Raw genomic sequence first — 14040 nt, 5'->3', positions numbered from 1 at the left:
GATGAAACAATTCATATCCTTTGTTAGAAAGGAGTTCTATCACATTTTCAGGGACGCACGCACGACAATGATCCTCTTGCTCATGCCCGTCATCCTGATCATCTTGTTCGGATATGCCATCACGACCGAGATCAAGCGTGTGCCGATCGCTATTTTCGACCAAAGCCGGGATGAGCTGACACTGAAGATGGCAGACCGCTTGAATGCCAGCGAGTACTTCGAGCTGTATACGACCGTCGATAGCTATGAGGATGCCGGGGCCTTGTTTCGGCAAGGAAAGGTACACGTCATAGTTGTCTTCCCCCCCGGGTACGCTTCCACGGCCGATGCCCAAGTACAAGTCTTGGCGGACGCTACCGATCCGAACGAGGCCACGCAGCTAATCGCCTATTGCTCGGCGATCATTGCGGAGCAGTTGAAAGGAGAGTCGGCGGTTGAGGGTAAAGCCGTGACCCCGGTTACCACTTTGCTCTACAACCCTCAAATGAAAGGCGCCTACAACTTCGTTCCCGGCGTGATGGGCTTGATCCTTATCCTTATATGCGCCATGATGACCTCGATCGGCATCGTGAAAGAGATGGAGATGGGAACGATGGAAGTCCTGCTGGTCTCCCCGCTGAAACCCATCTACATCATTCTAGCCAAGGCGATCCCATACCTATTGCTGAGTATGGTGAATATCGCTACGATCTTGCTACTATCCTATTTCCTGCTGGACGTTCCGATAAAAGGCAGCCTGCTGTTGCTGGTTTCCGTGTCCATCCTGTACGCGATCGTATCCCTCTGCCTGGGCCTGCTGATCTCCACGGTAGCCGATACCCAGCAGGCGGCTATGTTGATCAGCGGTATCGCCTTGATGCTTCCGATCATGTTGTTGAGCGGCATGATGTTCCCGATAGAGAATATGCCGGATATCCTGCAATGGTTCTCCCATATCGTTCCGGCCAAATGGTATATCATCGCCGTGAAGGACGTGATGATCAAGGGGCTTCCCGCCGTGTCGATCTTGAAGGAGATCGGGATACTGTCGTTCATGGCGGTCGTGCTGGTATTCTTGAGTGTGAAACGTTTTAAAATACGATTATAAGCTATGTTACGATATTTGTTAGAGAAAGAGTTCAAGCAGATCCGTCGGGACCGGTTCATGCCGAAGATTATCTTCATCATCCCGATCATGCAGTTGATCATCTTGCCTTTCGCCGCTAATTTCGAGATGCGAAATATTAACCTTAGCATCGTGGACAACGATCATTCCGTCACCTCCATGCAATTGGTAGATAAGGTACTATCCTCCGGATATTTCCGCCTGACAGACCGGTCGGATCGTTACGACGAGGCGCTGACCTCGGTGGAGAGCAATGAGTCCGATATCATTCTGGAAATCCCCTCTGATTTCGAGCGGGACTTGGGGAAGGAGGGCAGGGCGGACGTGATGATCGCCGCTAACGCCGTGAACGGAACTAAGGGCGGCTTGGGTAGCTCCTACCTCTCCTCGATTATACAGGATTTCAATAGGGAGAAAGGTTTCGCCTCTATGGGATCGGGCAGGGGAGTGGCTTCGATTAACCTGTTCAATCCCCACTTGAGTTACAAGATCTATATGGTTCCCGGCATCATGGTATTCTTGCTGACGATTGTCGGGGGATCGATCTCCGCCTTGAATATCGTGAGCGAGAAGGAGAAAGGGACGATCGAGCAGATAAACGTCTCGCCCGTACCCAAGTCCCTGTTCCTGCTGTCGAAGCTGATCCCTTTCTGGGTGATAGGCTTTGTCCTGCTGACGGTGGCGATCCTTATCGCTTGGCTGATCTACGGCTTGGTGCCGGAGGGGAGTTTCGGGGTGATCTATTTGTTCGCCGCCGTATATTTGATCGCTTTTACGGGATTTGGCTTGGCGATCTCCTCCTTCTCGTCCACGCAGCAACAAGCGATGCTTACGGCGTTTTTCTTCTTGATCATTTTCGCCTTGCTAAGCGGATTGTTCACGCCGATCAGCAGTATGCCGGAATGGGCGCAGAAGATCACGCTGGCGAACCCGGTGCGTTATTTCGTGGATGTGATGCGTATGGTCTATTTAAAGGGGAGCGGCTTTGCCGATTTACGGGGACATTTTGTGATTGTCTGTCTATTTGCTGTTTTTTTTAATCTGTTAGCGGTAATTAGTTATCGTAAAAAGGGGTAGTTCGGAAATAAATGTTTTCTTTGTATCCCGTTTACGGATTATAAACTAATACAGCGAAAAAACATGTCATTTATCATTGTCGTACTTTGTTTGGCCTTATTGATTGTCTTGATATCCTACTTTAAGGTGGATGCTTTCATCGCGTTTCTGATCTCCTCTATCTTGGCGGGCATCGCTTTGGGTATTCCGTTGGAGAAGCTGCCGGACTCGGTGAATAACGGTATCGGGAGTATCTTGGGTGGGTTGACGTTGATTATCGTATTAGGCGCTATGCTAGGCAAGTTGGTGGCCGAGAGCGGAGCGGCACAGAAGATCGCTTCCGTGATGGTGTCGCTTTTTGGTACTAAGCATATACAATGGGGGCTGATGGTGACAGGCTTTGTCGTGGGTATTCCGTTATTTTATGGGATCGGATTTGTGTTGTTGGTGCCATTGATCTTCTCGATCGTGTATAAATACAAGCTTCCGGCGGTCTATATCGGGTTGCCGATGTTGGCGGCGTTGTCCGTGACGCATGGATTCCTGCCCCCGCATCCGTCTCCGGTAGCCTTGGTGGTACAATTCAACGCGAATATCGGCCTTACGCTGATCTACGGTTTATGTTTGGCGATTCCGGCTATCATTATCGCCGGGCCGGTGTTCGGCAGTCGGTTGAAACATATAAAATCCGGTCCGGTCACGTTGTTCGAGCAGAAAGAGGATAGCGGGAGATATAGCATGCCGGGCAAGGCGAATAGTTTTATCAGCGCTACGTTGCCTGTCTTTTTACTGATTATCGTGACGGTTATTCCTTATTGCTTTAAGGATATGGGCGAGATGGCGAGCGGGATAGTCTCTTTTATTGGTGCTCCTTCCATTGTAATGCTGATCGCCTTGTTGTTCGCTACATATACGCTGGGCATCCGGCAGGGACGTAGTATCAAGTCGGTTATGGCAGTCTATGGGGAGGCCGTGAAAGATATCTCTATGATCCTTTTGATCATCGCGGGTTCCGGTATCTTCAAGCAGATCATGGAGGATAGCGGGGTAAGCAATGAGCTGGCGACAAGCCTAGAGCAATTGCCCGTTCATCCGTTGATCTTGGGTTGGTTGATCTCTGCCGTGATCCGTTTGTGCGTGGGATCGGCTACGGTGGCGGCGTTGACGGCGGCGGGCGTGGTGATGCCTTTAGTTACGCAAACGGGTGCGAACCCGAACTTGATGGTTTTATCTTTAGGAGCGGGTAGCTTGATGTTCTCGCATGTCAACGATTCCGGCTTCTGGATGTTCAAGGAATATTTTAACCTAAGCATAAAGGATACGATCTGCTCATGGTCTATCATGGAGACGATCGTGTCGGTTGTAGGATTGATCGGGGTAATGATCTTAAATATGATTGTATAATAAAAGAATGATTGAGCAATGAGAAAGAGATGGTTGCTTAGTATCGTTATTATGCTTTTCCCTTTCGTCGCCTCGTTTGCGGCGGACCCGGAGGAAGGTACTTATCCAACGGTCGGGAGGCTTTTTCATATAGCACGAAGCGTGAATAAGAACTTGGTTTGTTACGATGTGAATCTGAGGGATGGTAAGCTGGATACACATGATCCCTTGAACGTTTATTGGGTCAATCGGGAAAAGCATCCGGGGGAAACCAATGGCTTGAGCTATATACAACGGAAAATGGCTTATGGGTATAAACTGATCTCGGCGAGTGATAATGCTTGTGTGTGCTCATTGACCGCTTATCCCTCCCGCCAGTTGACGATTACCAAACGTGATTCCCGCTATGTATGCTACATAACGATCAACAACCAACAGGCGATTCTCCAATCCCTCTACGTTAAAGCCAGCTCTAAGAATCCTTTAAGCGTCGAGTATGTAGAGCTACAAGGAATCTCTGTCGCCACGAATCAACCGGTAACGGAAAGAGTCAGGAAATAGACCAATATATTTTTTTACTAATCATATAAATGAAAGAAATTATGAGCATGATTAACGCAGATGAGAATTTTGAGAAATTAGGGTTGACCTTACCTCCCGCACCGGCTCCGGCCGGAGTTTACAAGCCTTGTGTGATAGATGGTAAATACCTGTATCTTTCCGGTCACGGGCCTGTGCGGAATGATAAGTCCTTGATCATCGGACGTATCGGTAAGGACTTGACGATGGATGAAGGCAAACTCGCCGCCCAGCAAGTAGGACTTACCATGTTGGCGACCATCCAGGCGAACCTTGGTAGCTTCAACAAGATAAAGAGAGTGATCAAGGTATTGGGTATGGTAAATTGTACGCCCGATTTCGGAAAGCATCCTTATGTGATCAATGGCTGTAGCGAGTTGTTCGCCGCCGTATGGGGGCCGGATAACGGTGTAGGTACCCGTAGCGCCGTAGGATTCGGTTCTCTTCCCGATAATATTCCTGTAGAGATAGAGGCTCTGTTCGAATTATACGAATAAGCCATGGGCGATTGGTACGTCATAAGTAATGTAGACCGGATAGACTCGCCTGCCTTGGCGTTCTATCCGGATCGTATTTCCGGCAATATCGAGTTGGCCAAGAGGATCATAGGCGATACGAACCGGCTTCGTCCGCACGTGAAGACGAATAAGGCGGCTGAGGTATCCCGCATGCTGCTGGATGCCGGAATCCGGAAGTTCAAGTGCGCTACGATTGCCGAGGCCGAGATGCTGGGGCATATGAATGCCCCAGATGTATTATTAGCCTATCAGCCGGTAGGTCCGAAGATTTCCCGCTTATTAGATTTGATAAAGGCATATCCCGCCACCCATTACTCCTGCTTGGTAGATCAAGCGGAGAATGCCCGTGCGATCTCGGCTCTTTGCGAGGCCGGGAATATCACCTTGGATGTCTTTATCGATCTGAACGTGGGAATGAATCGTACCGGAGTCCTCCCGGAGAGAGCGGAGGCGCTGGTGGATGCCATTCTGCCGCTGAAGTCTCTGCAGATTATCGGGTTGCATGGCTACGACGGACATATACATGACGCGGAGCTATCGGTACGTTGCCAAGGCGCGGATGCAGCGTACGCCTTGACCGAACGTGTGTTCCGGGAGATATCCCGCAAGTTTGCCTATCCATTGGTAAAGGTGATGGGAGGTACTCCTACATTCCCGATGTACGCGAAGCGGAAGGATTGCGAATGCAGTCCCGGCACGTTTGTGTTCTGGGATTGGGGGTATGGAAACGCTTATCCGGATATGCCGTTCAAGGTAGCCGCCTTATTGATGACTCGGGCCATTTCCGTGCTGGATGAGCATCATGTTTGCGTAGATCTTGGTTACAAGGCGGTAGCCTCGGAAAGTCCTTTGCCCCGTGTGTTTTTCTTGAACCATCCGGAGGCGAAACCTATCTCCCAGAGCGAGGAGCATCTGGTCTTGGAAGTCCCGGACAGTCGGCTCTATCCATTAGGTTCCGTATTCTATGGCATTCCCGTTCATATTTGTCCTACGGTCGCTTTATACGACAAGGCTTATGTGATCCGGGATCGTGAGGCGATCGGCGAATGGCCTATCATTGCCCGTTCACGCCGCATCACCTATTAACGGTAATCAAATTATCAATTATCAACTCTCAATTAATAAAATGAATAAGCCATTTATTATCGACGCCCATCTCGACCTTAGCATGAACGCTTTGGAGTGGAATCGGGATTTGCGTGAACCCCTAAAAGAAATCAATCGGAGAGAAATCGGTATGACCGATAAGCCCGACCGTGGAAACGCCACTATATCGTTTGAGGAACTGCGTAAAGGAAACGTCGGGTTAGTAGTCGCCACCCAGATCGGTCGCTATGTAGGGCCGGATAATCCACTTCCCGGTTGGCATTCCCCGGAACAAGCTTGGGCGCAGACCCAAGGCCAACTCGCTTGGTATAAGGCGATGGAAGAGGAGGGCCAGATGGTCATGATCCGGGATAAGAAGGCCTTGGAAGCGCATCTGGCTCTTTGGAAAGACGGTGAACCCGCCGACAAGAAGCCGATCGGTTATGTATTAAGTATCGAGGGCGCCGACTCGTTCATCACGGTGAATCATGTGGAAAGGGCGTATGCTTATGGCTTGAGGGCGGTTGGCCCGGCACATTACGGCCCCGGAAGGTATGCCAACGGTACGGATTCTACCGGTCATCTGAATGCCATGGGGAAAGAGTTGTTGCGTACCATGGATCGCTTGGGTATGATTCTTGACGTGACCCATTTATGTGATGAGGCTTTCTGGGATGCGTTGGATTTGTATAAGGGACCGATTTGGGCGAGCCATAACAACTGTCGGGCCTTCGTAGATCACAACCGTCAGTTTAGCGACGAGATGATCAAGGCGTTGATAGAGCGTGGCGCCGTGATCGGTATCGCCCTAGACGCTTGGATGATGGTACCGAACTGGGTGCGAGGCGAGTCTACTCCAAGAGGCATGAACTGTGGTATGGAGATTATGGCGAACAATATCGATCATGTCTGCCAATTGGCTGGAAACGCGAACCATGTGGCTATCGGCAGTGATCTGGATGGTGCTTTCGGTACGGAGCAATGCCCGTATGACCTAGTAACGATCGCCGATCTCCAAAAGATATTCCCGATCCTTCAATACCGTGGCTTTACGGACGATGCTATCAACCGTATCGCCTCTGGTAACTGGATTGAGTTCTTACGGAAGCATTTGCCGGAATAAGCTACTGCAACCCGGGTTGCAGTGATACCGCGATGTGGATGCAGTGTTACTGCAACCTGGATTGCAGCGTCACTGCATCCGCATCGCGGTAAAAAGACAAACACGGTGAGTCTATTTTATATCTGCAATACCAAGACGAACCGGCATCCCTTCTTATATTCCTTATCGATAGATAGGGTTCCGTTTAATTTACTAGCCATCAGTGCGCAGATGGGTAATCCCAAACCATCGCCTTGCGCTAGATCCTTCGCCTCATTGAATGGCTTGAATAAGTTCTCTTTTAGATCATCCGGTATGCCTGTACCATTATCGGTAATGATAAATTGGCAAACATGAGCGCCTTTCCGTTTAAATTCCAGACGGATGTTACCGCTGGAAGTATATAATGCGGCATTCTTTAACAAATGCAATAAGACTTGCTCCAGATGCTCGGCGTTCGTCTTAATCTCCAATTGGGGCACGTCTGTTACGAGATTGACCTCCGGCTGAATATCCCCTTTAACCTTCTCCACGATTTTCTTACTGAAGTTTCCTACATTAAAAGAACTAACCTCATACGGTTCCATCAACGTATTCTCCAAGGAGGAAAGCTCTTGGATATGAACCGTAAACTGTTTCAAAGCCTCTACCCGTGTCCATACATCCTCGGCCTGCTTCGGAGCTACCGCCTGTAATTCTTTGGCGGATGCGCTAAGCTTGTTCAAGGTAGGCTCCATCTGAACCGATATGTTTTGGATGAATTGGGCTTGTTGTTCGCTATGCTCGTTTGTCGTCTGGATGATTTTCTTTAATTTCTTGTTCAGCACAATAAAGCGTAATAGAAGGAATCCCAAGAAAAGCAAGGCGGCTATCAGGATTACCACGAATGTGATAAGTCCGACAATCATATATTGCTTAACAGACAATTTATCGTCTTTTTCCTGTATTGTCTGTAGGCTCTGATCGTATTTTTGTTGTAATGCCCCTAGTTTATCCTCTGCCGTAAGAGCTTTTACGGAATCCGTCCATACGATGTATTTGTCGTAGGTACGTTCCATCAGTGGGGCATTGTTTGCCTTACGAGCGATAGAGATCAGGTTCCGGTAGCAATCGTTCACCTTCTCATATTCTTTTTTCTCCTTATACTGGTTGATCAGTTTCTGGAAAGCAGCATCCCCCTGCTCGTTTTGCCCGAACGTATAATAATAACCTGCTTGGGTATATAATAAATTGTTCGATAACTTCTCATCGCCCGCTTGGCTGGCCAGATTATCTAATGTATTGAGTTGAACTTGCGCTTGGGCGGCGTTCTTTAGCTTAATATACATTTCCAACCGCTCTTTCGTTACTTGGAAGCGTTGCTCATAGAGCGATTTCTGCAACTTCTGTTCCTCGGTTAAGATGAATTGGTTCATCTGGCGGCAAAGATCGAATGCCTCTTGGTAATAATTCTCGCGATAATATAGATAAGCCGCCTGCGTACCGGCATCGATCGCTTGTTTGTAATCACCTTTTTGGGATAAGCTCTTGTAAGCTTGTAAAAAAAGATAACGAGCTTTGGTGTAGTCTTTTTTTTCCAGGCTGCTTTGTGCCTGTGTCATAAATTGATTCGTCGTATTTTGCGCCTGCATGACCGGACAGAGACAAAGTACAAGAGAGAGTAAAAGATAAGTGATCCTCATAACTTAAAATTTTAATTTGAAGTAAAAATATGTATTTACTAGGATTAAAGCAAAATATATCTGGGGAAAATAACCGGGATATTACAAATAGATGCGATTCTCTCAAGGAGGCTCGATCAAGTAGAATGAATCTATTTAAAGTTTATCGAGTTATTGCCATTTGATTTTTTATGTCTATGTTTGCAAATATCTTGACGCTAAGGGAGATGGAATAATGGATAAAACTATAGACGATTTGTTTATTCTAAAACTGATAAAAGCTGGTGATAGACTGGCTTTTAAACATCTGTTTGAGTTATATTTCACTCCTTTATGCCGCTTCGTACATTTATATATGAAGAAACCGGGAGCCGCCGAGGATATCGTAGTCGATATCTTTGCCAGCTTTTGGGAAAGACGGGAGACCTTACAAATCCAGATCACGTTGAAAGCCTATCTATTCCAGTCCGCACGGAATAGGGCCTTGAATTACCTAAGAGATAACGAGCGTTTTATCTCAACGGACGATTTTTCCTCTTTGGAACGTTTCGAGAATGACGAGACATTAGAAACTCAAGAGTTGCAACGCCTGATTCATGAGGCTATTTTCTCCCTTCCCCCGAAATGCCGTGATGTATTCAATAAGAGCCGTATGGACAACCTTTCAAATAAGGAGATAGCGGAGCAAATGAATATAAGCGTTAAAGCCGTGGAAGGGCATATTTCCAGAGCGTTAAAACAGATCCGGGCCTATTTGGGGGATGCCTATCACTACTTATGGTGATTTTATTTCCACAAGATTAAAAAAAATAATGAAAACTATGTAGGGTTATCGTCATTTGATGTGTCACACTAGAAAATGGCACTTCATGAATAAACATATACCATGGCAATTAATTATATCTCGTCTGAAGGATGAACAAGATGAGAGAGGTGAGAAGTTGTTCGAGGAATGGCTTCAAGGGGAAGGGAATGCTCATTTATATCAAGAACTAGAGGGATTATGGAGAGAGATCCGGGAGGAGGCTTCATCCTATACGCCGGATACCGCTTTTTATTGGCAACAACTGGAAAGTCGTATGTCCCAAGAGAACAAGGCTCCTAAAGTCGTCTCTATCTGGAAATTCCGTATGGCGGTAGCCGCGGCTTCCATATTATTGATCATTTCGTTGACCTTCTCTTTCTTGTATACTGGAGGAGACCGGGCCGTTTATTCCAATAAGTTGTCTTATTCCGCTTTAAGCGGTAAGTCGAGGATCGTATTGCCGGATAGCAGCGTTGTTTGGTTGAACTCCGGTTCTACCTTGGAGTATGCGGCAGATTTCATGGAGAACCGGGAAGTGGCTTTGAACGGCGAGGCCCTGTTTGACGTGACGAAAGACAACCGGCATCCTTTCGTGGTCTTGGCCTCGGAGGTGAAAGTAAAGGTACATGGTACCTGCTTTAACGTGAACTCTTATCCAAAGGAAGAAAACATTCGGGTGACCCTTTTCCGGGGTTCAGTCTCTTTGGAGGCCGGAGGTAAGGAGGCTTATCTGTATCCGGGGGAGATCGCCGCTTTGAATAAAAGGGATAAGACCTTGAATATAACCTCCGCCGATATGTTTTACGAGTCTTTCTGGGCAAGCGAGAGTGTGCGGTTTGAGGCGAAGTCGTTACGGTACATAACTCGTTATCTGGAGAAATGGTATAATGTTAAGATCGAGGTAGATCCTACCATCCCGGATTCACAAGCCTATACGTTCACAATCAAGGATGAGTCACTGGAAGTGATCTTACGGATCATGTCGCGCATAAACCCGATCGCTTATACGTTCGACGAGGATGATCACGTACAAATAATGCATGTTGAACCTTCTAAAAAGTAATGCCTATGAGATTATCCCAATGACATAAGACAACAAAAAAGGCTTAAGCGGTAACTTAAGCCTTTCGGGGACAAATCCCTAATCCAAATTAAAATCTAATTACAGCTTGTTCAAATTTGGCCGTTTGTCTAAAGCTGTAAGGATGTTAACTTTAAATACTTCGCAAATATATGAATAATAAAAGACAATTTGTGAAAGGAAGAAATTGTTTGTATGCGATATTCTTTCTTCTATTCTTTTCTTTACGTTTGTTAGCTGTTGAAGCCGTCGACAAGAAGATATCAGTTTCATTTTCGAACCTACCGTTGAAAGAGGCGATCCATGAGATTGAGGTCGCTAGCGGTTATACGTTCTTTTATGACGGTAACAAGATAGACTTGACTCAAAAGGTAAGTTTGAACGTCTCGAATCAGCCTATAGAGTCTGCCTTAAATTCAATGCTAAGGACCACGGACCTCTCTTTTGAGATCACCAGTAAGCAGATCGCTTTGTTTCCGAGACAAAATGCAAGTGCGTCAGCCGGTAAACCTTCCCGCAAGATAACCGGTACGATACTAGATCCTTTGGGTGATCCGGTAATCGGGGCGAATGTCGTGGTGAAAGGTACGACGAACGGTACCATAACGGACATGGATGGAAATTTCTCGGTGGAGGCTTCGGACAATGATATCTTGCAAGTCTCTTATATCGGTTTTATGCCTCAGGATATCGCTGTTAAAGGGAAGAGCGAGCTGACCGTGACGATCCGTGAGGATACCCAGAAATTGGATGAAGTAGTCGTGGTTGGTTACGGTACCCAGAAGAAGGTGAATCTGACGGGTGCGGTGGAACAAGTGACGAGTGAGGTGTTCGATAACCGTTCCATCTCAAACGTTACCCAAGCGCTTCAAGGTACGATCCCTAATCTGAATATCTCGATGACAGATGGTAAACCAAATCGTACGGCGGAATATAATATACGTGGTACGACCTCTATCGGACAAAAGGGTAGCGCCTTGATATTGATCGATGGCGTGGAGGGTGATCCCAGTATGTTGAACCCGAATGATATCGCCAGTGTATCTGTCTTGAAGGATGCGGCTTCGGCTGCCATTTACGGCGCGAGAGGCGCATTTGGTGTCGTATTAATCTCGACGAAGAATCCGTCCAAGGACAAGACTTCCGTGACGTACTCGGGTAATTTTACGATGAAATCTCCGACGAAGGTACCGGATGTCGTTACCGATGGATATACATACGCTAAATACTTTAATGAGGCGTGGAGCGCTTATTACGATTATTCCCAAACTCCACAGAACATTAATAAGACCTTGAAATTCTCTCAGGAGTATCTGGAGGAACTGGAGCGTCGTTCCGGCATCTCGGGATTACCGGAGGTAGAGATCGGTCCGAATGGGGATTATGTATATTATGGAAATACGGATTGGTACAAGGAATTGTATAAGAAATCTACGTTCGCTACGGATCATAATATTTCCGTGTCCGGAAGTAGCGGCAAGACCAGTTTCTATGTAACGGGCCGTTATTATGGGCAAGATGGATTGTTCCGATATAATACGGACGACTATAAGTTGTTCAATATGCGTGCGAAAGGAGCGGTGCAGGTATTTGATTGGTTGAAGGTGGAGGACAATTTGGAGTATTCCAGCATGACTTATCATAATCCGTTGAATGTAGGTGAAGGTGGCGGTATCTGGCGTAATATCGCGGATGAGGGGCATATTTTGGCTCCGATGTTTAACCCGGATGGTACCTTGACGCACTCTGCCGCTTATACGGTTGGTGATTTCTGGTACGGAAAGAATGGTATCGATACCGAGCAAAGGATCTTGAAGAATACGGTGAGCGCTACGGCTAGTTTCTTGAAGGATAAATTGCGTATCAAAGGTGATTTTACGTTCCAGAACAATGACAACGACCAAACCCAGATCCGGGTACCGGTGCCGTTCAGCCGCCGTCCGGGTGTGATTGAGTACGTAGGTTCTTCCAAGAATGATATCCAGAATACGAATAAGACGACTAGTTATCTGGCTAGCAATATTTACGGAGAATACGAGGATACCTTTAAAGAAGTGCATTATTTCAAGGCGATGGTAGGATATAACTACGAGGAATCCCGTATGAAGAATGTAAAGGTATTGAGAAACGGATTGATCTTTGATGATGCCGAGGATTTGAATATGGCCTTGGGACAAACGATTAATACCGAGGGTGGTTATTCCAAATGGCGTATATCCGGAGGTTTCTTCCGTTTGAATTATGTCTTTAATGATCGTTATCTATTGGAAGTGAATGGTCGGTTAGATGGTTCTTCCAAATTCCCGTCGGATTCTCAATATGCGTTCTTCCCATCGGTCTCTGCGGGTTGGAGGGTTTCGCAAGAGCCGTTCTGGAAGGTTCCCGAGGAAATCTTCTCGAATCTGAAGGTACGTGCCTCTTATGGTTCCTTGGGTAATGGTAATATTGATCCGTACTCATTCCAAGAGTTATTTAAGATCAAGCAATCCAGTTTGGTGTTGAATGGCATACGTCCGCAGTATACGGGCCAGCCGGCGGTTATTCCGTTGGGCTTGACTTGGGAGAAATCTACGACCTTGAACCTTGGTCTGGACTTTGCTTTCCTATCGAACCGTTTGCAATTCTCGGGCGATATCTATCAACGGAAAACAACCGATATGTTTACGGTGGGTATGTCATTGCCGGCGGTGTTCGGTACGGATGTGCCGAAAGGTAACTATGCGGATCTTACGACAAAAGGTTTTGAGTTGAGTGTCTCTTGGCGGGATCAATTCCAGTTGGCAAGTAAACCGTTCAATTACGAGGTTCGTTTCACGCTCGCCGATTACCAGTCAACGATTGATAAATACAATAACCCGGAAAAGAAACTGGGCGATGATTACTATTACGAGGGTATGAAGGTAGGTGAGATCTGGGGATACGAGACTGAAGGTTTCTTTACCTCGCAAGCTGATATCGATAGCCACGCTAAACAACCCTATTTCTACGCGGGTGCTACGGCTGGACAATGGCTTCCGGGCGATATCAAGTTCAAGGACTTGAACGGCGATGGCGTGATTGATTATGGAAACAATACGGTGGATAATCCGGGTGACCAGAAGATAATCGGTAATAGCGAGCCTCGTTTCATCTATGGTATCAATTTGAGCGGTGATTGGAATAACTTCTTCGTCTCCGCTTTCTTCCAAGGTGTAGGTAAACAAGATTGGTGGCCGGGATCGGAAGCCTCTTATTTCTGGGGTATGTATAATCGTCCGTATAATGATATGCCTAAATCTCATTTGGGGAATATCTGGACGGAGGAGAATCCGAATACCTATTTCCCCCGTTTGAGAGGATACTCCTCTGAGGAGCCTTATGCCGAGTTGAACTTGAAACAAACCCGTTACTTACAGAATATCGCCTATATACGTATGAAGAATATTCAGTTAGGGTATACTTTGCCGAAGAGCTTTATCTCGAAACTAAGGATGCAGAATGCCAAGGTATACGTCTCGGGCGAGAATCTTTGGAGTTGGTCTCCTTTCTATAAATATTCTAAAGACTTAGACGTTGAGGCGGTCAGAGGTTCTGACCGGGATTTAACGGAGGGTACGTCGGGTAATGGATATAGCTATCCGATATTGAAGAGTGTTAGTTTTGGTTTGTCAGTTACATTCTAAAA

Annotated in this window: 11 protein-coding genes; 10 read left to right on the top strand and 1 reads right to left on the bottom strand. The window is 46.8% G+C overall.

Annotated features, from left to right (window positions below; translation table 11 throughout):
• Nucleotide 1 precedes the first annotated feature (1 nt).
• The 7 genes from CI960_RS10860 to CI960_RS10830 all read left to right on the top strand — a co-directional run bounded on the left by CI960_RS10860 (nucleotide 2) and on the right by CI960_RS10830 (nucleotide 6850).
• Nucleotides 2–1087 (top strand): ABC transporter permease, encoded by a 1086-nt coding sequence (locus CI960_RS10860; RefSeq protein ID WP_094582346.1) that lies wholly within the window; start codon nucleotides 2–4, stop codon nucleotides 1085–1087.
• 3 nt (nucleotides 1088–1090) lie between these two features.
• Entirely contained in the window at nucleotides 1091–2182 is a 1092-nt protein-coding gene (locus tag CI960_RS10855; protein ID WP_005856447.1) for an ABC transporter permease, read from the top strand.
• A 63-nt stretch (nucleotides 2183–2245) separates the two neighbouring features.
• Nucleotides 2246–3565 carry a gluconate:H+ symporter gene (locus tag CI960_RS10850; RefSeq protein WP_005856449.1) on the top strand — a complete coding sequence of 440 codons (1320 nt, stop codon included), beginning with the start codon at nucleotides 2246–2248 and terminating at the stop codon, nucleotides 3563–3565.
• Between the two features lie 18 nt (nucleotides 3566–3583).
• The gene (locus CI960_RS10845) at nucleotides 3584–4105 is read left to right on the top strand and encodes a DUF4833 domain-containing protein (RefSeq protein WP_005856451.1); all 522 of its coding nucleotides are present in this window, start codon (nucleotides 3584–3586) and stop codon (nucleotides 4103–4105) included.
• A 41-nt stretch (nucleotides 4106–4146) separates the two neighbouring features.
• Nucleotides 4147–4620, top strand: coding sequence for a RidA family protein (locus CI960_RS10840; RefSeq protein ID WP_005856453.1), 474 nt, complete (start codon nucleotides 4147–4149; stop codon nucleotides 4618–4620).
• A 3-nt stretch (nucleotides 4621–4623) separates the two neighbouring features.
• Nucleotides 4624–5727, top strand: coding sequence for a D-TA family PLP-dependent enzyme (locus CI960_RS10835; RefSeq protein ID WP_005856455.1), 1104 nt, complete (start codon nucleotides 4624–4626; stop codon nucleotides 5725–5727).
• A 40-nt stretch (nucleotides 5728–5767) separates the two neighbouring features.
• Nucleotides 5768–6850, top strand: coding sequence for a dipeptidase (locus CI960_RS10830; RefSeq protein WP_005856457.1), 1083 nt, complete (start codon nucleotides 5768–5770; stop codon nucleotides 6848–6850).
• A gap of 116 nt (nucleotides 6851–6966) precedes the next feature.
• On the opposite strand, the gene CI960_RS10825 is transcribed toward CI960_RS10830, so the two are convergent.
• Nucleotides 6967–8511: a HAMP domain-containing sensor histidine kinase gene (locus CI960_RS10825; RefSeq protein WP_005856459.1), complete on the bottom strand. Its 1545-nt coding sequence runs from the start codon at nucleotides 8509–8511 to the stop codon at nucleotides 6967–6969.
• A 214-nt stretch (nucleotides 8512–8725) separates the two neighbouring features.
• Here CI960_RS10825 and CI960_RS10820 point away from each other — a divergent pair, with 214 nt between their 5' ends.
• The 3 genes from CI960_RS10820 to CI960_RS10810 all read left to right on the top strand — a co-directional run bounded on the left by CI960_RS10820 (nucleotide 8726) and on the right by CI960_RS10810 (nucleotide 14038).
• Nucleotides 8726–9274, top strand: a complete 549-nt coding sequence (locus CI960_RS10820; RefSeq protein ID WP_005856461.1) for an RNA polymerase sigma-70 factor — start codon at nucleotides 8726–8728, stop codon at nucleotides 9272–9274.
• 85 nt (nucleotides 9275–9359) lie between these two features.
• The gene (locus tag CI960_RS10815) at nucleotides 9360–10358 is read left to right on the top strand and encodes a FecR family protein (protein WP_005856462.1); all 999 of its coding nucleotides are present in this window, start codon (nucleotides 9360–9362) and stop codon (nucleotides 10356–10358) included.
• A gap of 170 nt (nucleotides 10359–10528) precedes the next feature.
• The gene (locus CI960_RS10810; protein WP_005856464.1) at nucleotides 10529–14038 is read left to right on the top strand and encodes a TonB-dependent receptor; all 3510 of its coding nucleotides are present in this window, start codon (nucleotides 10529–10531) and stop codon (nucleotides 14036–14038) included.
• The last annotated feature ends 2 nt before the right edge of the window (nucleotides 14039–14040 follow it).

It is taken from the genome of Parabacteroides sp. CT06, from assembly GCF_002257605.1.
GTDB lineage: Bacteria > Bacteroidota > Bacteroidia > Bacteroidales > Tannerellaceae > Parabacteroides > Parabacteroides distasonis.
The sequence above is the reverse complement of the archived record's forward strand: the minus strand, read 5'-3'. Positions and strand labels throughout refer to the sequence as shown.